This is a genomic window from Phyllobacterium sp. 22552 (assembly GCF_052044585.1).
GTDB lineage: Bacteria > Pseudomonadota > Alphaproteobacteria > Rhizobiales > Rhizobiaceae > Phyllobacterium > Phyllobacterium ifriqiyense.
Genome location: NZ_JBQENG010000004.1, coordinates 528,400 through 550,129, shown reverse-complemented (window position 1 = coordinate 550,129; position 21,730 = coordinate 528,400). Strand labels below are relative to the sequence as shown.

The following is a 21,730-nucleotide window of genomic DNA, read 5'->3' as shown; positions in this document are numbered from 1 at the left end:
ATGCTTAAACCTTTTCGACTTCGGGCCGGCCGAGAATGCCCGACGGCAGGAAGATCAGAACGATCGCCAGGATCGAGAATGCCGCAACATCCTTGTAGTCGATAGAAAAATAGGCCGACCAGAGAGCCTCAATCAGGCCAATCAGTAGTCCGCCGATCACCGCACCCGGCAAAGAGCCGATACCGCCAAGAACAGCCGCCGTGAAAGCCTTTACACCGGGCGTAAAGCCGTCCGTGAAGGAAATAACGCCATAGAACATCAGGTATAGCGTACCAGCGACAGCTGCGAGCATCGCGCCCATCACGAATGTCATGGAAATTGTTTTATCAACGTCAATGCCAAGCAAGGCGGCCATCTTGCGGTCCTGCTCACAGGAGCGCTGGGCTCTGCCTAGCGTCGTCTTGTTAACGAGGTACCAGAAGGCAACCAAAAGGATTGCGGTAACAATGATGATCACCATCTGCTTGTAAGCAATGCTGATATCGGTACCAGGAATTATAATGCCGCCATTGACCAGCGGTGGAATTGGCTTGTTGCGAGGGCCCTGTGTAACCTGCACAAAATTGGACAGCGCAATCGACATGCCGATAGCGGTGATCAATGGTGCCAGCCGGAAGGAACCGCGCAAGGGCCGATAAGCTAATCGCTCGATTGTCCAGCTCCAAAGGCCGGTCAACAGCATGGCGACAAGCATCATCAATAACAGCGCCAGCACAACCGGAACGCCACCGATAAATGTTGTTAATGCAAGAAAAACAATCATCGCCATAAAGGCGCCAAGCATGAATACATCGCCATGGGCGAAATTAATCATACCGATGATCCCATAGACCATCGTGTAACCAATGGCGATCAGGCCGTAAATTGAACCAAGCGTCAACCCATTGATCGATTGCTGGATGAAATACTCCATTGCAACGATACCCCTCGTTTTATTGGGAAGTTTCTTGTCCGGTTTTTTTATCCGGTTACTGTTGCCCCAACATTATTACACCTAGCGCGTGCAATACAGAAAGCAAATGCTTTTTTGCGACCCGCCACACACTTTATATTTGCTGGCACAGATTCTCCAGAATTTTGCACCAAATTTGCCCCAATCCTTGGCGTTTTTTACAGCGTATCCGTCCATTTTAGCAGAAATCACCACATGAGCGATAATTTTGCAATGCAGCGAAAAGCGTTACTTCACCACAAAACCGTGGGCAAACGGGTCCCGGTCATCTATAAAAATTGTATTGTAGCCGGTCATGCGCGCCCATCCCGCCACGGATGGAACAATCGCTGGCTTTTCTCCCACTGTCACCGCCTCTTCAACCCTCCCATGAAACAATGAGCCTATGATAGATTCGTGCACAAAATCATCGCCCGGCTTGAGTTTTCCCTTGGCCGCAAGCTGCGCCATGCGCGCTGATGTGCCCGTGCCGCAGGGTGAGCGATCAATCGCTTTGTCGCCGTAAAAAACAGCATTCCGCGCATGAGCCTCCGGATGAATCGGGGCTCCGGTCCACAGGATGTGGCTGAGTGTATTGATCCCGGGATTCTGCGGATGAACGAATGTGTAACGCTCATTCAAGCGCTCCCGCAACACAGGACTCCACCCGATCAGATCCAGCGCCCTGTAATCAGCCATATCCCTATAATTGGCCTGAGGTTCTACGATGGCGTAAAAGTTTCCTCCATAAGCCACATCGACAAGGAGCGTCCCCAGATCCGGACACTCGACTTCCAAACCCTCCTCATAAAGGAAGGCAGGTACGTTGGTGATTCGCACGCTCGTTACATATTGCCCCTCTTGTGTATATTCGGCGACGACAAGACCAGCGGGCGTGTCCAGCCGCAAAATACCCGGCACTTTTGGAGTAACCAGTCCATGCTCGATCGCCATGGTCACGGTCCCGATCGTTCCGTGACCGCACATGGGAAGGCATCCGGATGTTTCGATAAACAGGATAGCGATATCGCAATCATCCCGTGTTGGAGGATAGAGTATCGAGCCCGACATCATGTCGTGTCCGCGAGGCTCAAACATCAAACCGGTTCTGATCCAGTCAAATTCGCTGAGAAAATGCGCGCGCTTTTCCATCATTGATGCGCCCGTCAGGTTTGGGCCACCGCCAGCCACCAGCCGAACTGGATTTCCGCAAGTATGGCCATCTATACAGAAGAATGAATGACGTACCATCTGAGCTAACTCCTGAAGCGTTTGGGACTGTAAGGGGCAATCGATATAGAGGAAGCATGACCACCAATCAGATCGCTGATCAGCCGGGCTGTTACCCCAGATTGGGTAAGTCCGAGATGGCCATGCCCAAAAGCGTAGAGAACATCATCCGTCAATCGGGAAGTACCTATAACAGGAAGTGAATCTGGCGTCGAAGGCCGGTATCCCATCCATTGACGCCCACCCTTTGATTGCAATCCCGGCATGAATTGCTCAGCTTTACTCAACATGATTTCAGCGCGCTTGTAATTGGGTGGCAATTTCAAGCCGCCCAGCTCCACAGCACCGCCAACACGCACACCTGTTTCCAGCGGAGTAACCACAAACCCATGCCCGGAAAAGATCAATTGCCGTTTCAGATCGAAGGCGCCAACGGGCAGCGTCGTATTGTACCCACGCTCCGTTTCCAGCGGAATCCGATCACCAAGATTTTGGGCCAGATGATGTGACCAGGCTCCTGCAGCAACCACGATCTTGGCAGCATTGATTGTGCGCCCATCGGCAAAATGCGCAATTGCGCCCTGCTCTCCTGCACTTATTGAGGCAACTTCCCCTTGGTAAAAAATAGCACCATTCCGCTGCGCATAATTCCACAGACCTTCACCGACATGTTTTGGGTCGCTGACGGTCTTCCACCCAGGCACAAACGTTCCGGCAATGAACCGGGGGGAAAGGCCCGGCTGACACTCTCGCAACTGACTGCCCCGCAAATGCTCAAAGGCAATCCCGGCAGCGCGTCTCGCACTCCATCCGGATAACGACGCATTCAGTTCATCTTCACTCTCGTAAAGCTCCAATGAACCATCTTCACGGACCATCCGGCCGAGACCGGCGCGCTGCATCAGCCCGAGCATCTCAGGCTCAGCGAGACGCATCATCGCCCCTTGCGCCTGTACTGTATGCTCAAGCATGTCGGCGCTGCTGGCCCGCCAGAATCGATACAACCAAGGCAAAAGTTTTGGGAGGTATGACGGGCGGATAGTAAATGGACCAAGCGGGTCCATAAGCCAGCCAGGGACTTTTGCAAGCACGCCCTTCGAGGCCATCGGCAATATATCCGAAAAAGCCAAAGCTCCGGCATTGCCGGAGCTTGTTCCTTCGCAAATACCCTGACGGTCGACGACGAGTACTTTGCGGCCACTCTCTGCAAGAATAGCTGCTGTCGCTACACCGACAATACCGGCGCCGATAATCAGAATATCGATATTGTCTCTTGGCATGATCAATAAAGTGACACGAAACTCAAAGCGACGGCAACGCTGGACGTGAAGCTATCGCATCTCTCACTGTCTTTTCAACGGATGCTCGGCGTTCTCCGCGCAGAGGTTGACGCGGCAAGCGTACACGATCATTCGTTCCAATCTCCAGCACTTCTGCCAGCTTGATATTCTGCACAAGATAGGTTGAAACATCGAGATCCAGAAGCGGGCGGAACCAACGATAGATTTCCAGCGCCTCAGCGTAACGCCCCGCGAGCACAAGCTTGTAGATGGCTACTGTTTCTTTCGGGAAGGCCGTTACGAGACCTGCAACCCAGCCAACAGCACCAGCAGTCAATGCCTCAAAAGCAAGATTATCGACACCCGTGAACAGATCGAAACGTGTGCCGAACTCATTGATAATGTCCGTCGTGCGGCGAATGTCGTCTGATGACTCTTTGATCGCAACAAAATGATCATCCGAAGCAAGCTCGGACAAGATCGCGCTGGTAACGTCGACGCGATAGGCGATACGATTTGAATAAATCATCACTGGAAGATCGCCCGCAGCCGCAACGGCTTTCAATGTGGTGACCGTCTCTTCCGGGTCGGTATGATAGATGGGGCTTGGAACAAGCATCAACCCGTCTGCACCTGCCTTGGCAGCGCGTTTTGCAAGAGCTGCCCCGTCGCGGGTCGCGGCCTCATTGATTGTGAGTAGAACCGGCTTACCCTTGGCTACACCTTGCGCTATTTTCAGAACTTCAAGTTTTTCATCATGGCTAAGCATAGGGCCTTCGCCAAGCGAACCGGCAACAATCAGACCATCGCAGCCAGCCTCCATCAACAGGGAGAAGCAACGTTCCATTTCGCCGTGATCAAGCCTATCATCATCGGTGAATTTGCTGGTAACTGCGGGAAGAACACCTGACCACATGATCATACTCCTTGTTGATATATCAGAAATATATCTGTAGGATGCATTACTGTCAATCGTTTCATTGAAAGATCCTTGCACATGTTTCAAACCACTGCACATACACCCGTCCAATCAGGTGAAAGCCTCGCAGAACTGGCGTACCGGCAGATTGAAGAAATGATCGTCATGCTCAGCCTTGAGCCCGGCGCGATCGTCAACGAACGTGCGCTAACCGATATAACGGGAATGGGGCGCACACCTGTTCGGGAAGCGGTGCAGAAGCTTGCATGGGAAGGGTTGATGGAAATCAGACCCCGCTCAGGGATAGCGATTGCCGAACTGAATCCGCAGGATTTTTCCAAAGTTCTCGATGCCCGTGAAGGGATAGAACGCGTGTTGGCACGCGGTGCAGCGCAATTTGGTGCGCAGTTGCATCACCGCAGGTTAAGAGAAGCCTCCGATGCGATGAGCAAAGCGGTGAGCTCGGAGGATGTTGCCGGGTTTTTGACAGCCGATAAGACGTTCGACACTGTATTGGGTCAGGCCGCTGGAAATCCATTTGCAGCCCGCCTTGCCTCGCCCTTGCAAACCCATAGCCGGCGTTTCTGGTTTCGCCTGCAACGACCCGGCGGACTGCAACAGTCAGTCGCAGCGCATAAAGCGCTGATTGAAGCGATCATCAACCGCAATCCGGAACGTGCCGAAGATGCGGCAAGCAAGCTGATCGAACATCTCAGGGTACTTGCACCATAAAAAAAGCCGCCGGCAAAATTGCAGGCGGCTTGATACTGTTCCAGCAGAACAGCTTAATTCATTGTTGGAATAACAAATTCCGCGCCATCCTTGACGCCCGAAGGCCAACGAGATGTGACCGTCTTTGTCTTGGTATAGAACCGGAATGCGTCCGGACCATGCTGGTTCAAATCACCAAAGCCTGAACCTTTCCAGCCACCGAATGTATAATAGGCAATTGGAACCGGGATCGGCACATTAATACCGACCATGCCGACTTGCACACGTGATGCAAAATCACGCGCCGCATCGCCATCGCGGGTGAAGATAGCGACGCCATTGCCATATTCATGCTCGTTAGGCAGACGAAGTGCATCTTCGTAAGTGTCGGCGCGGACAATACCGAGCACCGGCCCAAAGATTTCCTCCTTGTAGATGCGCATGTCAGGCGTCACATTGTCGAAGAGGCAGCCACCCATATAGTAGCCATTTTCATAACCCTGCATCTTGAAGCCGCGCCCATCAACGACGAGGTTCGCGCCTTCTTTCACGCCAAGATCAACATAGCCCTGGATACGCTCAAGCGCCTGTTTCGTTACAACTGGACCGTAATCTGCCGTCAGGTCAGTAGACGGCCCGACCTTCAGAGCCTCAACGCGTGGAATAAGCTTTGCAACGAGACGGTCTGCTGTTTCCTTGCCCACTGGAACCGCAACCGAAATCGCCATGCAGCGCTCGCCAGCCGAGCCATAACCTGCACCGATCAGCGCATCCACTGTCTGATCCATATCAGCATCGGGCATGATGATCATATGGTTCTTGGCGCCGCCGAAGCACTGTGCACGCTTACCATTTGCCGTGGCACGGCTGTAAATATATTGAGCAATCGGCGTGGATCCGACAAAGCCAACTGCTTTGATGTCCGGGTCGTCGAGCAGCGTGTCCACGGCTTCCTTGTCGCCATTGACAACGTTGAAAATGCCTGCGGGCAATCCAGCTTCGATAAAGAGTTCGGCAAGGCGCATCGGCACGCCGGGATCACGCTCTGAAGGCTTCAGGACGAATGCGTTACCCGAGACAATGGCGGGGCCAGCTTTCCACAGCGGGATCATCGCCGGGAAGTTGAAGGGTGTTATGCCTGCAACGACGCCAAGCGGTTGACGCATCGAATATACATCAATGCCAGTGCCTGCACTGTCGGAAAATTCGCCCTTGAGCATGTGAGCCGCACCCAGGCAAACTTCAACAACTTCCAGACCGCGCTGGATATCGCCTTTGGCATCAGGGATGGTCTTGCCATGTTCGCGGGCAAGGAGTTCAGCCAATGAGTCGTATTCCGCTTCAACAAGTTCAAGAAACTTGCGCATGACACGAACGCGGCGCTGCGGATTGGTTGCTGCCCATGCAGGCTGAGCTGCTTTGGCGTTTTCCACGGCTGCGCGTACTTCGGCCGGAGTGGCCAGTGCAACCGTTCCCTGAATTGTACCATCCATGGGCTGAAAAATTTCGGTCGTGCGACCGCTTGTGCCAGCGACATGCTTGCCACCGATAAAATGTCCAACTTCGCGCATTGCGAGCAACCTCCCTTTGATGATCTTCGTATGCGGCATCATAGGCGCTTCAAAATGTTAAATGCAAGACGTGCAGAAGCGCATCCGTTGTGCAAAAAACAATGTAAGATACATTAGGAGGTGGTTGATGAACTGGGATGATGTCCGCATTTTCCTGAGCGTAGCACGTTCAGGCCAGATACTCGGCGCAGCGAAAAGGCTGGGCGTCAACCACGCGACGGTAGCAAGGCGACTAACGGCTCTGGAGACAGCGCTCAACACCAAGCTGCTGACCAGACGCACAAATGGTTGCGAACTGACGCGCGCGGGAGAAGAGTTTCTTCTTTCAGGCGAGCGTATGGAAGCGGAAATGCTGGCTGCGCGCTCTTCCCTCGGAGATGCTGACGTGGCCATATCCGGTTCAGTTCGCATCGGCGCGCCGGACGGATTTGGCGTAACTTTCCTGGCACCGCGGCTTGCCCGGCTAACGGCGAATTATCCGGATCTCAAGATTCAGCTTGTTCCGGTTCCACGTTCTTTCTCACTGTCACGGCGGGAAGCCGATATTGCAATTACCGTGGACCGTCCCGACCAGGGTCGTCTGGTCGCAAGAAAACTCGTCGATTACAGTCTGTGCCTCTATGCCAGCCGCGCTTATCTAGCCGCCCATCCCGCACCCCAATCAATCGAAGAACTACCCCAGCACCGACTGGTCGGCTATGTCGATGATCTGGTGATCAGCCAGTCACTGAATTATGCGCCGGAAATTACCCGCGAATGGCACCCCGGTTTTGAGATATCGAGTGCTTTGGGGCAGGTCGAAGCGGTCAAGGCTGGTGCTGGGATCGGCATTCTTCATACTTTTATCGCGCGCGAGCATGAAGAACTGGTAGCCATTATGCCAGAACGAAAAATCCGCCGCTCCTATTGGCTTTCCTATCACGAGTCAGTGCGTACGCTTCGCCGCATAACCGCAGTATCAGGTTTTATTTCCGATCTGGTTCACAGTGAAGCGAGCCGCTTTTCCTGATCTATTCTGAACTCAAGGCAACCGCCGGCTGTAGCTTGGAGGCGTTTCTGGCCGGCAGATAACCAAAGACCAGACCCGTGAGAAACGAACAGGCAAAGGCCAGCGCAACTGGCCCAACGGTGAAGCTGATGGGCGCGCCCATCAGCTTTGCCAGAACTCCTGTGCCAAGGCCCGCTACAACGCCAATGGCTCCGCCTACCGCCGAAACGACCAGCGCTTCTATGATGAACTGGAGCAGAATATCGCGCTGTCGCGCGCCCGTAGCCATACGCACCCCAATCTCGCGCGTCCGTTCACTGACGCTGACGAGCATGATGTTCATCACGCCAATTCCGCCTACCAGAAGCGAAATGGCCGCCACGGCGCCAAGAAACAATTTCAGCGTATTCGAAGTCTCTGTCACAGCCTCACGAATTGAAGCCATATTGGTAATTTGCGTGTCCTGCTTTTTGTGACGCTCATCCAGCAATTGCTGGATAGTCGTTTGCGTGGCGTCTATGAGCGACCCATCTTTAACCTGCACAGTGATAGAGCGCACATTCCGTTGGCCGAATAGCCGCGTGCTACCCGTCGTCAGCGGCACGATAATCGTATCATCCTGATCATTTCCGCCCGGCCCTGCTCCCATTTCACTCATGACACCAATGATCTGGAAAGGGATTTTGCTGACGAGGACATATTTTCCGAGCGGGCTTTCACCGTCCGGAAAGAGCGTCTTGGCGACCGTTTGGCCAAGTACGGCCACCGGCGCATAATTGGTCATATCCTGTTGATTGATGAACTCCCCCGCTCCGACTTTCCATGATTTGGCATCGGTAAATTGCGGAACTGTCCCATTGGCTGACGTCTGATAATCAACATTCCCATAACGAACAGTCACTGTACTGGTCATTTCAGGAACGGCGAATGACACATTTGGAACGTCCAGAATTGCATCGGCATCGGCCGGAACCAGCGTTACAATGCTGCCGCCCTGCCCCCCGCGAAAATTCGCCATGTTCGGTCGCACAACCAGCAGGTTTGAACCCATTGATGAAATGCGGTCCAGAACCGAGTTTTGGGCCCCCGTGCCAATCGCCAGCATTGCCACCACTGAGCCGACTCCGATCACAATGCCCAGCAGGGTGAGAATTGTGCGAAACAGATTTGCGCGCAAAGCGCGAACCGCCATCTTGATTGCTTCGGATACGTCTGCGATCGCGGCAACCCCATCAACCGCCTTCTGCTTCAAACCAAAAGCCGCTTCAGGATTGCTGCGTCCTTTTTTGGTACGATCAGAGACGACGTGTCCGTCACGCAGTTCGATTAAACGATCCGCCTGCTCGGCCACTTCTCGCGAATGGGTAATAACAATAATCGTGTGGCCGCTCTCGTTCATTTTTCGCAACAGCGCCATGACCTCTTCGCCACTTTGGCTATCCAAAGCGCCGGTTGGCTCATCTGCCAGAATGATCCTCCCGCCATTCATCAAAGCCCGTGCAATCGAAACGCGCTGCTGCTGTCCACCGGACAGTTGGTTCGGCCTGTGATCCAACCGATCACCCAGGTTGAGTGTGTTCAGCAGCGCTTCCGCCCTATCGTGCCGGTCTTGTGCCGAAGCACCGGCATAGACTGCGGGCACTTCAACGTTTTCTTGCGCACTGGCAGTGGGAATCAAATTATAGCTTTGGAAAACGAAGCCAAAGGTTCGTCGCCGCAATCCGGCCAGTTCATCTGGCTCAAACCCCGAAACACTCTCTCCATCCAGCTGATAACTGCCCCTGGTCGGCTGATCCAAACAGCCCAGAATATTCATCAGCGTTGATTTGCCCGACCCGGACTGCCCGATAATGGCAACGAACTCGCCCGCCTCTATATCGAGTGAGATGCCATGCAGAACCTCGACTGAAAGGTCGCCATTATAGTAGGTTTTGCTGATGTCCTTGAGCGATATGAGCGCTGTCATATCTAGAACATCCGTGGCATGCGTTGGCCGCGCTGCGAGCGATTGCCGGAACCGTTTGCGGCATTGGTGGAATCGCTTGCCTGACCGACAACAACAAGATCGCCTTCCTTCAGGCCGCTCTTGATCTCCACATTCACGCGATTGCGAATGCCAACTTCAACATCGCGTGTGGATGTTTTTCCGGAGGCATCAACGACGCTGACCTCGAACTGGCGTTTGTCATCCGCAGCCGCGCTGGAACCTTTTTTCACGCGAATTGCCGAGCTCGGAACCACCAGCACATCTTTCGCCGCTGATTGCAGGAAGAAGACCTGTGCGCTCATTGAAATCATAAGGTCGCCATCAATATTGGGCACGTCGAATAGCGCATAGTAAAGCACGACGTTGTTTTCAATGTCAGGCGTAGGCTGTATCTGGCGAAGCTTGCCGGTATATCGTTTGCCCGGTTGCCCGAGCAGTGTGAAATACGCGTCCATTCCCAGCTTGAGTTTGCTGACATCAGCTTCTGAGACCTGTGCCTTGACCGTCATCGTAGAAAGATCGGCGATTGTCACAATAGTCGGCGCTGTCTGGCTGGCGTTCAGCGTCTGCCCCTCCTTGACCGGCACGGCTGCGATGGTTCCAGCCATTGGCGCATAAATCTTCGTATAGCCGAGATCGACCTGATCGCCGTCCAGGGTCGCCTGTTGCTTTCGGATTTGCGCTTCAAGCGCATTCACATCAGCCTCCGCCGTCGCCAGATCAGCAACAGCCTGATCGAGCGTCGATTGCGAGACTGAGCGGGTTGCCACCAAGTTACGCTGCCGTTCGATATTTGCCTGTTTCAGCACAAGCTGAGCCTTTTTTGACACGAGTTGCGCTTGTAGGTTGGCAAGCTCCGCCTGATCGATCTCAATCCGGTTTTGAATGGTTGCCGGATCGATCTCACCAATCAGTTCATTCTGGGTTACCTTGTCACCGATTTCGACATGCAGAGCTTTCAACTGACCAGAAACCTGCGCACCAGCATCGACTGACTTAATCGAATCCAGCGTGCCAACAGCAGTGACTGCGTTCTCGATGTCGGCTCTCACAACGGGTTGGGTGATCACAGCGGTTGTTGATGTGGAAGCACTGTAAGACGTCCATGCATAGTAACCGGCGCCTGTTGCAAGGATAGCGACGGGCAACCACATCCAAAGACGCGAGCGCTTTTTCTTGCGTCCTGGGGGAACCGCGCCTGGGATAAACGTTACGTTCGAGTCTTCCAGCGTTGGCTTCTCATGACCGGTCACCTTGGCAATTTTAGTCATCGACCCATTCCACCTTCTTCGCAGATGAAGCACTCCACCTCGATTGATACTATCAAGAAATGGACAGGAGTGGTTCGTTCGAAAAGCTTTGAGATCATTATATTTTTGTAATGATCAAGAGCGCCTATTATGAAGTGCTCAGATGAATGATGGCTGAATTACTTATTTGTAACGTTTTTACTCAAAATCCCGCGCTTAAACGCGGTGATACGGGTGACCTGAAAGTATTGTTGTGGCCCGATAAAGTTGTTCGGCGACAAGAATACGGACGATTTGGTGCGGCCAAGTCATGGCACCGAGCGCGAGAACGAGGTCCGCACGCTCCCTCAACGCAGCATCATGACCATCCGGCCCGCCAATCGCCAGCAGCAGCTGCCGTTTCCCCTCATCGCGAAATTTCGCGATGCTGGACGCAAATACCTCAGACGCCATGGTTTTTCCGCGTTCGTCGAGAAGCACCAACACACCACCAGCATCAAGAGCTTTCAATAACTGAGCAGACTCTTCCTGTTTTCGCAGGTCTGCCTGCTGCGCACGGCTTTCCACTATTTCCGTCACAGACGAAAATTCGAGGCCCAATGAAGCGCCTGTCTTTTTGAACCGGTCGAGATAGCGGTCCGCCAGCTCACGTTCCGGACCGGACTTCATGCGGCCCACGGCAAACACACTGATACGCATGATACTCCAGTCCGGCAGACCTAAAACTGCTCAACCGGACCTTTCGCCGGCTAAAAAAACACCAGAGCTATTCGGCGCTAGTGTACGGTTTCACCGTCAAGTTCCGGAGCCTGCCACATCTTTTCGATGTTGTAGAACTCCCGCACTTCGGGGCGGAAAATATGGATGATGATATCGCCCGTGTCGATCAGCACCCAATCACCGCTGGTAAGACCTTCAACCTTGGCATTATTGCCATATCCGTTCTCTTTCAGAGTCCGAAGGAGCTGATCCGCAACGGCCGTGACATGGCGATGCGATCGTCCGGACGCGATGACCATATGGTCAGCGATGACAGATTTGCCGCGAAGGTCGATGGGGACAATTTGTTCAGCCTTGGAGTCATCGAGACTATCAAGCACTGATTTGAGGGCACGAGCGACGGTATTGATACCGCTGATCTCTGCCGTTGAAGGAGCCAAAGCTTCCTTCTTTTGAATTGCTGTTCTCAGTGTAATTCCTTTCCCTTTAAGAACAACGCGCCGCAGCTACTAAACTCACTGCACACGTATAAGATAGGCAGAGTCGCATGGCAGTTTCAAGACGTCATCTTGATCTAACCCGCAACAGGTTCTTTTAGCCGCCTGTTTTCATATTCCCGTTGCGTATTTCAGTGGATGAAAGCAATGACCTTGGCCCATGAATGAACGTCCACGCCGGCGCTTGAGCTCGCGCGAGAATGGGCGCATCATCCTCGTCGATACGGGCGTAATCAAATGTCTTGGCCATGCGCGACGACAGAAATGCGAGCGTTGATCCGGGGCGATCAATAACGGCAATCGGAAATGTCGTGGCAATTTGCTGCCATCGCTGCCAATGATGAAAGTCCGCCAGACTATCCGCACCCATTATCCATACGAAATGCACGCCGGGATTCCGCAGTTTTATCAAAGCCAGCGTATCCGCCGTGTAACGAATGTGGTGAGCCGCTTCAAATGCCGTGACCTTCACCCGGGGATCATGAATCAACGCTTCACATTTTTCCAGGCGATCGGAGAGCGGCGCTAGTTCCCGCTTGTCCTTCAGGGGATTTCCCGGCGTGACAATCCACCAGAGCTGATCGAGTTTGAGCCTGCGCATCGCGATTTCTGCGACAAGCGCGTGACCCGCATGCGGGGGATTGAACGATCCACCGAACAAGCCGACAGCCATACCCTTTTCAACAAATGGCATACGCAGATGCGCATCGCTAATGCCGGGGATACTCGCCGGTGTAAATATCACGGACGTATCTGACCCGTGCCGCGGACGAGATATTTGAATGAAGTCAGTTGTTCAACTCCAACAGGACCCCGCGCATGCATCTTGCCGGTGGCGATACCGATTTCTGCACCCATGCCGAACTCACCGCCATCGGCAAATTGCGTCGATGCATTGTGCAACAGAATCGCTGAGTCGATTTCATTGAAGAACCGCTCCACGACACTTTCATCTTCGGCGATGACCGCTTCCGTGTGATGCGATGAATAGCGATTTATATGATCCAGCGCGCCCTCAATACCATCGACCAGTTTCACGGAAATGATCGCATCCAGATATTCAGTTGACCAATCCGCTTCCGTCGCAACTTTCGCTTTGCCGTAAAGCTTGGTCACCTGCTCGTCTCCGCGAATTTCGCAGCCCGCTTCAACAAGATCATTCAATAGCGGCGTGAGATAAGTCGGTGCAATGAGCCGGTCGACCAGAAGCGTCTCCGCGGATCCGCAAACGCCTGTCCGGCGCATTTTAGCATTCACAACAATCTTGCGCGCCAGATTAAGGTCGGCCGATCCATCAATATAGACGTGGCAGAGCCCCTCCAGATGCGCAAAAACCGGAACACGTGCCTCTGCCTGCACTCTTGCAACAAGGCTCTTTCCGCCACGTGGGATGATTACGTCGAGATTGCCATCAAGCCCTTTGAGCATCTCTCCAACGGCGCTACGATCGGTTGTCGATACGAGTTGGATTGCGTCGCGCGGCAAACCCGACAACTCCAACCCCTCTGAAAGGGCCGCATGGATCGCCCGTGAGGAATGCACTGAATCCGAGCCGCCACGCAAAATTACGGCATTGCCGGACTTTAAACACAGCGCTCCAGCATCCGCTGTAACATTCGGTCTGCTTTCATAGATGACGCCGATAACGCCGAGCGGAGTACGGACACGCTCAATATGCAAACCATTCGGGCGGTCCCACTCTGCAATAACCTGACCGACAGGATCAGCCAAGTCGGCAATGACACGGATACTGTCGGCGATACCACTGATCCGTTTGTCATCAAGCTTGAGCCGGTCAAGCAGCGCAGGCGTCATTCCCGCAGCTGCGCCATTGGTCATATCCTGCTCGTTGGCTTGAAGAATTTCCGCTTTGCGGCGTTCAATGCAATCCGCCATTGCCAAGAGCGCAGCCGTTTTGACTTCCGGCGATGCTATAGCCAATGGACGCGCAGCCGCTCGTGCCTTGCGGCCTGTCTCTGCCATCAATTCAACAATGGCTTCAGCCTCTGGAGTGTTTGCACCTGTACGTGTCAACATGTTCTACTCCTTCGCAACAGCAAGCTGTTTTGCTGCGCGCACCACCAGATCATCGCGGTGTATCATCGCTGAGCGGGCATCATAACCCAATATTTCCGCAATCTCGCTCGTCTTGCGGCCAGCAATTTTTACGGCATCTGCCGCATCATAGGCAATCAGCCCCCGTGCCGCCTCTTTGCCATCGGGCCCCACGACGGCAACAGTATCACCGCGCATGAATTGTCCGTAAACCTCGCGAACCCCTGCCGACAACAGCGATTTGCCTGATTTCAATGCCACCAGAGCCCCATCGTCGATCACCAGTCGGCCTGATGGCTCCAGATTGCCGGAAATCCATGTTTTCCAGGCATTTACCGGTGATGTGCTTGCCCGGAATAAAGTCGAGCGTTCGCCACCGTCAATGGCCGCAAGCGGGTTCAACCGCGTGCCCGAAGCGATGATCATCGCCGTGCCCGCAGCATTTGCAATCTTGCCCGCATCAAGCTTGGTTTTCATGCCGCCACGCGAATATTCGGAAGCTGCGGCTCCCGCCATGGCTTCGATATCGGGCGTAATCGCCTCAACCATTGGTATGAATTGCGCGTCAGGGTTCTGATGCGGCGGAGCCGTATAGAGCCCATCAATATCCGAAAGCAGGATCAGCAAATCTGCGCTCATCATCGTTGCAACACGCGCCGCAAGCCGGTCATTGTCGCCATAACGGATTTCCGTTGTGGCAACCGTGTCATTCTCATTGATCACAGGCACGGCCTTCAATCGTAACAATGTGCTGAGAGTCGCACGTGCATTAAGATAGCGGCGCCGCTCTTCCGTATCAGCCAGCGTAAGAAGGATTTGCCCTGCCCGCAAACTGTGACCACTCAGGACCTCGGCATAGGCCTTGGCAAGTTCGATCTGTCCGGCTGCGGCGGCTGCTTGACTTTCTTCCAGCCGCAACGCGCCTTTTGGCAGACCCAGCACATTACGTCCAAGAGCGATGGCACCCGATGAGACGATCATCACTTCCACGCCCGAAGCGGCAAGCGCGGCAACATCCGCGCCCAGGCTTTCCAGCCACGGCCTCTTCAATCCGCTGGTCCGGTCGACAAGCAATGCCGAACCGATTTTCACAACAATACGCCGATAGTTCCGCAGCGTTGGCGAAGCGCCCGCTGCGCCATGCTCATTATCACTGCTGTGTTGTGTGGATTTCACAGACATTGCGATACTCAATATTTGTAGCGGTTATCGACCTCTACAGGCGCTTCTGATTTTCGCGATTCAAGAATAATCGCTGACAATGCCCGCAAGACTTGCTCGACGCCCTCGCGGCTGACTGAAGACAAGAGCATCGGCTCAACACCGGATGCTTTCTTCAGCGCGGCAATCTTCTTTTTGCGTGCTGCGGCGTCCAATGTATCGATTTGGCTCAAGGCAACGATTTCCAGCTTTTCCGCCAGTCCTCCGCCATAGGCTTTCAATTCATTGCGCACAGTCTTGTAGGCCTCGGCAACATTTTCTTCCTGAGCTGAGACCAGGTGCAAAAGGACACGTGTCCTCTCCACGTGACCAAGGAACCGGTCGCCGATCCCTACACCTTCATGAGCGCCTTCGATCAAACCGGGAATATCGGCAATAACAAACTCGCGAGCGTCAACCCGCGCGACCCCCAAATTGGGATGGAGCGTTGTAAACGGGTAGTCGGCGATCTTGGGTTTGGCAGCTGTGACACTGGCAAGGAATGTCGACTTGCCCGCATTGGGCTTGCCCAGCAATCCAGCATCGGCAATGAGCTTAAGCCGGAGCCAAAGATTACGCTCCTCACCCTCTAGACCGGGATTGGCACGTCGTGGAGCCTGATTGGTTGAGGTTTTGAAATGCGCATTGCCAAAGCCGCCATTACCGCCCTTGGCCAGACGATAGCGCTGCCCCACCACCGTGAAATCGACGATCAGCGTTTCATTGTCATTTTCGAAAATCTGCGTGCCGACCGGCACTTTCAAAACGACATCCGCGCCCTTGCCGCCGGTCATGTCCCGGCCCATGCCGTGCATGCCTGTCTTGGCCTTGAAATGCTGCTGATAGCGATAGTCGATCAATGTATTCAAGCCATCGACGGCTTCGGCCCATACATCGCCACCGCGACCTCCATCCCCGCCATCAGGGCCACCAAATTCCAGGAATTTTTCACGGCGAAAAGATACCGAACCGGCACCACCGTCGCCGGAGCGGATATAGACTTTCGCCTGATCGAGAAACTTCATGGAAATTCAGTCCTTTTGTGTCGCTTGCAGGCAATACAGCAATTCCAGCGAGAATAAAACTGGCCAGTTCCCGTCAGTTTGAGCATTCGGGGACCAGCGCGTTGAGTTTTTATTGTCAGTGCTGGAGGTCGAAAATACCTCCAGCACCATCTTACTTCATCCAGGGCGTTAGGAAGTCCAACTCCGAAGACCAATCCAGGTACGTCTGTCGAGCATATAGCGCTCCACTGGAACATTGCCCGCATTGATGGAATCCATCATACCAGTATTCGTATACTGGAATCCGCTCTTATAGAGCACCCGGCGCGATGCAATGTTCGACACACGGCACGAAGCGTAAAGCTTTTCGACCTGCGTTGCGCGGAACACCAGATCCACCAGCGCATGAGCAGCTTCGGTCGCATAACCCTTGCCCCAATGCGGCTCACCAAGCCAGTAGCCTATTTCCAGTTCATCCTTGCTGGCGCCACGTCGATAATTGATTCCGCAACAACCAACGAAGGTTCCATTTTGAGCAAGGGTAATGGCATAGACGCATTTGCCAATCTCGCCCGCATTGGCGCGGCGCACGAAATCAACCGCATGGGCTTTCGTGTAGGGGTGCGGCATGCGTGACAGCATTTCTGCCACGCGCAGATTATCGGCAAGATTGGCAATTGCGTCCACGTCCTCAATATGAGGCGCCCGCAAGATAAGGCGGTCCGTAACGAGAACCGGACAGTCTATCAGATCCAGCCGTTCATCTTCTTCTTCAAGTATATCAGCAACCATTTTTCATTCCTCCAGATACGAAAAGGGAGACGGGTAGTGCCCCATCTCCCTTTGATCTTTTGGCGATTGCCATTTTTTCACCGGGTCCGATGGGACGCCGGTGCTTCAAGCATGACCGGCTATTCTGCTGCTTCGGCGATCGGGGTGACGATCGACACGAAACTACGGCCGTTGGCTTTGGTACGGAAAGAAACTGTGCCTGCTTCAAGCGCAAACAGAGTGTGGTCCTTACCAAGACCAACATTGACACCGGGGTGCCATTTGGTGCCGCGTTGACGAACGAGAATGTTGCCAGCAAGCACGCGCTCGCCGCCGAACTTCTTTACGCCAAGGCGCTTTGATTCTGAATCACGACCGTTGCGTGACGAACCACCAGCTTTTTTGTGTGCCATGGGATTGCTCCTTTAAACCTGTTCTTATTCGCCCGAAGCGGGCTTCTCAGCCTTGGCAGCAGCCTTCTTGGGCGCAGCTTTGGCCTTTGGGGCGGCTTTGGTCTCTGTCGCGTCAGCAGCAGCAACTTCAGCCTTTGCAGGCTTCTTGTTGGCCGGCTTTTCAGCGGCAGTCTTCGAAGGCTTGGCACCACCGGTAAGAATCTCAGCGATACGGATCGTTGTCAATTCCTGACGATGACCGCGTGTACGCTTCGAATTCTGGCGACGGCGCTTCTTGAAGGCAATAACCTTGCGTGCGCGGCCCTGTTCAACGACTTCGGCTGTGACCAGCGCGCCGCTGACTACAGGAGCGCCGATTGTTGCGTCAGCACCGACGCCAACCATCAGAACTTCTGCGAACTGTACGATATCGCCGGCATTGCCGGAAACTTTTTCGACCTTGAGTAGGTCATTGGCGGCAACGCGATACTGCTTACCACCGGTCTTGATGACTGCGAACATTTTGTGCCCTTTCGGCGTTCGGTTCGGTTTTCTGCCAGTTTCCCGGCAATAACCGTCTTTTTGTCAGTCGTGACAGATTGATCGAAAGGCACTTTTATCCATAAGAACGAAGGCACCCGAATTCAAAAACAAACGGCGCGGAGAATCCCCCACGCCAGTCGTTGCGCGCTTATAAGATCAGGAGCGAGGCGGAGTCAAGAAATTTAACGCAAAATTGCTCTTGTATCTGCGCGCTTTGCCCGCTATCTAGCGCGTCGCACGCTCAAGCCAAGCCCTTTGGGGCATCGCAGCACTAAAAATACGGGTCTTTACGTGGATCCTATATGCGGAGAGGTGGCTGAGTGGTTGAAAGCACCGCACTCGAAATGCGGCATGGGGGCAACTCCATCGGGGGTTCAAATCCCTCCCTCTCCGCCATTTACATTGCGCTAGCAGGCGCGTTCAGAGAACTCGCTTATCACTTGCTTGAGACGTAATCGGATCGGTCAATCCCGTGACGCTGCAGCTTGTCGTAGAAAGTTTTGCGCGGGATACCGAGCGTCTGGATCGTGGAGCGCACATCCCCGCCATTGGCTGCCAATGCTTGCTGGATAAGCCGCGCCTCATATCGTTCCATGGCTTGCGGCAAACTTGAACCGTCGCTTTCAATATCTGATTTTGTTGTTTCAATACCATCAAGACCAAGTGCAGCACGTTCGGCAAAATGCACCAGCTCGCGCACATTTCCGGGCCAGTCATGTTGCATGAGATAGGAGCGCTGCGCGGCTGTGATCTCTGGCACATCTGTTTTGAATCTTGCCGAAGCGCGATGCAGAAAATGGGTAAACAGAAGCATGATATCATCGCGCCGCTCACGCAGCGGAGGAATTGAAACAGTCACGACATTGAGCCTGTAGAACAAATCCTCGCGAAAATTGACGCGCTGGTCGGCGCTCCCAAGGTCAACCTTGGCCGCGGCCACCACGCGCAAATCGACGGGCCGGTGTTCGTTGGTGCCAAGCGGTGTAATTTCCCGGCTTTCCAAAACGCGTAGAAGTTTTACCTGCGTTGAAAGAGGCATGCTCTCAATCTCATCGAGAAACAAGGTTCCGCCGCTAGAGTGCTCGATGCGGCCAACACGCTTCTTTTGAGCCCCCGTGAAAGCTCCGGCTTCGTGGCCAAACAATTCGCTTTCTATGACTGTTTCCGGCAAAGCCCCGCAGTTCAGCGCAACGAAGTTCCCCTGTTTGCGCCTGCTCCATTCATGCAAAAGTCCGGCAACAACCTCTTTTCCCGTCCCTGTTTCACCGGCAATCAATACGTCTACATCGGCACCTGCCACATGGCGCAGGGTCTTTCGAAGGTTTTGCATAACGGGCGTTTGACCGATCAGCGGCAGTGATTCATTCGTGTTTTCCACCGCCAAACGCAATTCGCGGTTCTCCATGACGAGCCGGCGTTTCTCCAATGCTCGCATTATGCTTTGCACAAGGCGATCGGCTGGATAGGGCTTGGCGATAAAATCATAGGCGCCCTTATGGATCGCCTCGACAGCCATATCGATATCACCATGTCCGGTTATAAGGATGACGGGCAGATCAGAATCCATTTCACGCAAACGGCGAAACAATTCAAGCCCGTCAATGTGAGGCATCCTCACATCGGTCACGACGACACCCGGAAAGTCCGGCGTCAGGAATCGCAAAGCGAGCATTGCATTGGGAAAGGGCTGCACGTTGAAGCCTGCCAGTTCAAGCGTCTGGCAATTTGCAGCACGCAGGTCGTCATCATCTTCAACAAAGGCAATATGATTTGAATCCATGGTCAGACCACCTTTTTCAGATGCACGGTGAACTCGGTCCCGGCAGAGCTGCTTTCAACCTCGATGCGCCCCCCATACTCCGCGACAATGTCATGGCAGATCACCAGCCCAAGCCCCAGGCCCCGATCCTTGGACGTGTTGAAGGGTGTAAAGAGCATCTGCATGATTGAATCGGGTATTCCGGGACCATTATCAGCAACAATCAATCGCAGTTCGTCTTCGTCAATGGAATAGCGCACGCTGATCTTGCTGGCGGGTCCACCTTCGGTCGCTTCCAGCGCATTTTGCATGAGATTGATCAGAACTTGTTCGAGGCGGATGCGGTTGCCATAGACCTTCACTTCGGGAGGGGGCATTTCAGTCAGGATTTGTCCGGCACGCTGGCGAAATCTGCTTCCGAGAAGCAGCATTGCACCTTCGATGATATCACTGACACTGACAGGCCCAGAATCTCCCGTGCCTTTGCGGGAAAAGGTCCTGAGTTCGTCGGTGATACTTCCGATGCGTTCCGTCAGCCCGGCAATAGCCTTCAAATTGTCTTTGGCGGAATCGACCTGATTGCGCCCCAAAAACGTTGCCGCATTATCAGCATAGGATCGAATGGCCGCCACAGGCTGGTTAATCTCATGCGCCACCCCTGCAGTCACCTGACCGAGAATTGCCAGGCGGTTCGCCTGCACAAGCTCCAATTGGACGGACTGGAGTTTTGTTTCCGTCTTTTGACGTTCTTCCGCCTGCATGACCAGCTCGGCATGCGCCGCACTCAAATCCGCAGTGCGGGCAGCAACACGGCGCTCAAGTTCAACCCTCGCCACTTCCTGTTCGTGCGCCCGGCGCAATGCCAGTCCGCGCCGGCGAAGAATAAAAGCAGTGAGACCCAGCAAGGGAGCAAGAAAGAGCAGTGTAATCAACTGAGCGGTACGGACAGACTCGGTCACCGTTGGTGCGGCAGGCGTCAATGATTGCAATTTCCAACTCGTGGTCGGAACCGAGGTTTGAACCCGTACGAATTCTCTTCGGGACGGGGCGCCCGGCAACCTGGCTTGAACAATATCCGGCTGCACCGTTGGCATGGGCGGAGAAATATCCAGCGGCTCCAATGGCGCGCCGCCAAATTGCAGGCTCTCGCGAAGCGGCCCCATTCGCTCGGCGGGGATGACACTTTCTGTCATAAAACGCCAGTCGGGAAAGCTTGTGACCAGCACGATACCGCGTTGATCAACCACCAAGGTCGGATCGCTGTTGCGGCGCCAGTCCGCTTCGATTTCATCAAACTCCAGTTTGACAACAATGACACCTAACGGGCCGTTTGAACTATCAATGCGCTTTGAAATATAAAGTCCCGGCCGCTTGCTGACAGTGCCAAGAGCGTAATGTTCTGCGCTGCCATTTCTGATGGCGCGTGTGTAATAGGGCCGAAAACTGTAATTGGTTCCGACGAAACTGATCGGCTCGTTCCAGTTGCTCGCAGCGATTGCCAATCCATTTGCATCAAGCAGGTAAATTACAGCAGATCCGGTGCCACCGATAAGGCTTTCAAATTTATGATTGAGACGTTGGAGCTGGCTCTCACTGCGAATGGAAAGCGCACTCATAACATCCCTGTCTTGGGACAGGACAAAAGGAACCGCTCTTTGCTTTTCGAGCACGGTGCGCAGGAGAACTGCATTTAATTCAGCTGTGCTTTTCGCACGGTCCATCACGATCTGATACCCGCGTTCGCGGCCAATATTGCCCGCCACGAAAAGCGCCGCAAAAATTATGATTACAGCAAAGGTGGCTAGAACAGCCTTGCTGGCCCAACCAGATCGCGCTGTCGGGGTGAGGATTTCAGAGGCCTTTTGTGGATGATCATCCATGAACATAGGTGTGCATGTATCCGCACAAAATACAATGAATCT

Annotated in this window: 20 protein-coding genes and 1 tRNA gene; 3 read left to right on the top strand and 18 right to left on the bottom strand. The window is 53.9% G+C overall.

The window, feature by feature from the left end; all coding sequences use genetic code 11:
• Positions 1 to 4 precede the first annotated feature (4 nt).
• The 4 genes from ACTJI9_RS12900 to ACTJI9_RS12885 form a co-directional block, all read right to left on the bottom strand.
• Complete coding sequence (locus ACTJI9_RS12900) at positions 5 to 913, bottom strand: branched-chain amino acid ABC transporter permease (protein ID WP_115054296.1); 909 nt, start codon at positions 911 to 913, stop codon at positions 5 to 7.
• 267 nt (positions 914 to 1,180) lie between these two features.
• A complete protein-coding gene (locus ACTJI9_RS12895; protein ID WP_440808426.1) occupies positions 1,181 to 2,182 on the bottom strand; it encodes a 4-hydroxyproline epimerase in 1,002 nt (333 codons plus the stop codon).
• Positions 2,183 to 2,187: 5 nt separating this feature from the next.
• Positions 2,188 to 3,441 carry an NAD(P)/FAD-dependent oxidoreductase gene (locus tag ACTJI9_RS12890; RefSeq protein ID WP_440808488.1) on the bottom strand — a complete coding sequence of 418 codons (1,254 nt, stop codon included), beginning with the start codon at positions 3,439 to 3,441 and terminating at the stop codon, positions 2,188 to 2,190.
• 22 nt (positions 3,442 to 3,463) lie between these two features.
• Positions 3,464 to 4,357: a dihydrodipicolinate synthase family protein gene (locus ACTJI9_RS12885; RefSeq protein WP_115054299.1), complete on the bottom strand. Its 894-nt coding sequence runs from the start codon at positions 4,355 to 4,357 to the stop codon at positions 3,464 to 3,466.
• An 81-nt stretch (positions 4,358 to 4,438) separates the two neighbouring features.
• On the opposite strand from ACTJI9_RS12885, the gene ACTJI9_RS12880 reads away from it, so the two are divergent.
• Complete coding sequence (locus ACTJI9_RS12880; RefSeq protein ID WP_440808422.1) at positions 4,439 to 5,092, top strand: GntR family transcriptional regulator; 654 nt, start codon at positions 4,439 to 4,441, stop codon at positions 5,090 to 5,092.
• A 53-nt stretch (positions 5,093 to 5,145) separates the two neighbouring features.
• Here the strand turns inward: ACTJI9_RS12880 and ACTJI9_RS12875 are convergent, their stop codons facing one another.
• Positions 5,146 to 6,642 (bottom strand): CoA-acylating methylmalonate-semialdehyde dehydrogenase, encoded by a 1,497-nt coding sequence (locus ACTJI9_RS12875; protein ID WP_115054765.1) that lies wholly within the window; start codon positions 6,640 to 6,642, stop codon positions 5,146 to 5,148.
• A 127-nt stretch (positions 6,643 to 6,769) separates the two neighbouring features.
• On the opposite strand from ACTJI9_RS12875, the gene ACTJI9_RS12870 reads away from it, so the two are divergent.
• Positions 6,770 to 7,651 carry a LysR substrate-binding domain-containing protein gene (locus tag ACTJI9_RS12870; RefSeq protein ID WP_115054301.1) on the top strand — a complete coding sequence of 294 codons (882 nt, stop codon included), beginning with the start codon at positions 6,770 to 6,772 and terminating at the stop codon, positions 7,649 to 7,651.
• Between the two features lies 1 nt (position 7,652).
• Here ACTJI9_RS12870 and ACTJI9_RS12865 read toward each other — a convergent pair whose 3' ends face one another.
• The 11 genes from ACTJI9_RS12865 to rplU form a co-directional block, all read right to left on the bottom strand.
• Entirely contained in the window at positions 7,653 to 9,596 is a 1,944-nt protein-coding gene (locus tag ACTJI9_RS12865) for a MacB family efflux pump subunit (protein WP_440808420.1), read from the bottom strand.
• 2 nt (positions 9,597 to 9,598) lie between these two features.
• Positions 9,599 to 10,888: a macrolide transporter subunit MacA gene (gene macA / locus ACTJI9_RS12860; RefSeq protein ID WP_440808417.1), complete on the bottom strand. Its 1,290-nt coding sequence runs from the start codon at positions 10,886 to 10,888 to the stop codon at positions 9,599 to 9,601.
• 195 nt (positions 10,889 to 11,083) lie between these two features.
• Complete coding sequence (gene rlmH, locus ACTJI9_RS12855; RefSeq protein WP_337354243.1) at positions 11,084 to 11,566, bottom strand: 23S rRNA (pseudouridine(1915)-N(3))-methyltransferase RlmH; 483 nt, start codon at positions 11,564 to 11,566, stop codon at positions 11,084 to 11,086.
• A 77-nt stretch (positions 11,567 to 11,643) separates the two neighbouring features.
• Positions 11,644 to 12,027 (bottom strand): ribosome silencing factor, encoded by a 384-nt coding sequence (gene rsfS, locus ACTJI9_RS12850; RefSeq protein WP_115054305.1) that lies wholly within the window; start codon positions 12,025 to 12,027, stop codon positions 11,644 to 11,646.
• A 154-nt stretch (positions 12,028 to 12,181) separates the two neighbouring features.
• Positions 12,182 to 12,778, bottom strand: coding sequence for a nicotinate-nucleotide adenylyltransferase (locus ACTJI9_RS12845; RefSeq protein ID WP_115054766.1), 597 nt, complete (start codon positions 12,776 to 12,778; stop codon positions 12,182 to 12,184).
• 47 nt (positions 12,779 to 12,825) lie between these two features.
• Positions 12,826 to 14,121, bottom strand: a complete 1,296-nt coding sequence (locus ACTJI9_RS12840) for a glutamate-5-semialdehyde dehydrogenase (protein WP_337354242.1) — start codon at positions 14,119 to 14,121, stop codon at positions 12,826 to 12,828.
• 3 nt (positions 14,122 to 14,124) lie between these two features.
• Positions 14,125 to 15,321, bottom strand: coding sequence for a glutamate 5-kinase (gene proB / locus ACTJI9_RS12835; protein WP_440808412.1), 1,197 nt, complete (start codon positions 15,319 to 15,321; stop codon positions 14,125 to 14,127).
• An 8-nt stretch (positions 15,322 to 15,329) separates the two neighbouring features.
• Complete coding sequence (gene obgE / locus ACTJI9_RS12830) at positions 15,330 to 16,364, bottom strand: GTPase ObgE (RefSeq protein ID WP_115054307.1); 1,035 nt, start codon at positions 16,362 to 16,364, stop codon at positions 15,330 to 15,332.
• 168 nt (positions 16,365 to 16,532) lie between these two features.
• Positions 16,533 to 17,135 (bottom strand): GNAT family N-acetyltransferase, encoded by a 603-nt coding sequence (locus tag ACTJI9_RS12825; protein ID WP_440808408.1) that lies wholly within the window; start codon positions 17,133 to 17,135, stop codon positions 16,533 to 16,535.
• A gap of 119 nt (positions 17,136 to 17,254) precedes the next feature.
• The gene (gene rpmA / locus ACTJI9_RS12820; protein ID WP_115054309.1) at positions 17,255 to 17,527 is read right to left on the bottom strand and encodes a 50S ribosomal protein L27; all 273 of its coding nucleotides are present in this window, start codon (positions 17,525 to 17,527) and stop codon (positions 17,255 to 17,257) included.
• A gap of 24 nt (positions 17,528 to 17,551) precedes the next feature.
• Entirely contained in the window at positions 17,552 to 18,028 is a 477-nt protein-coding gene (rplU, locus tag ACTJI9_RS12815; protein WP_008121909.1) for a 50S ribosomal protein L21, read from the bottom strand.
• A gap of 327 nt (positions 18,029 to 18,355) precedes the next feature.
• Between rplU and ACTJI9_RS12810 the strand changes: the two genes are divergently transcribed.
• Positions 18,356 to 18,445 (top strand) — tRNA-Ser (locus ACTJI9_RS12810).
• Between the two features lie 40 nt (positions 18,446 to 18,485).
• On the opposite strand, the gene ACTJI9_RS12805 is transcribed toward ACTJI9_RS12810, so the two are convergent.
• Together ACTJI9_RS12805 and ACTJI9_RS12800 are read right to left on the bottom strand one after the other, a co-directional pair.
• Positions 18,486 to 19,829 carry a sigma-54-dependent transcriptional regulator gene (locus ACTJI9_RS12805; RefSeq protein ID WP_440808404.1) on the bottom strand — a complete coding sequence of 448 codons (1,344 nt, stop codon included), beginning with the start codon at positions 19,827 to 19,829 and terminating at the stop codon, positions 18,486 to 18,488.
• Between the two features lie 2 nt (positions 19,830 to 19,831).
• Complete coding sequence (locus tag ACTJI9_RS12800; protein ID WP_440808401.1) at positions 19,832 to 21,688, bottom strand: sensor histidine kinase; 1,857 nt, start codon at positions 21,686 to 21,688, stop codon at positions 19,832 to 19,834.
• Positions 21,689 to 21,730 lie beyond the last annotated feature (42 nt).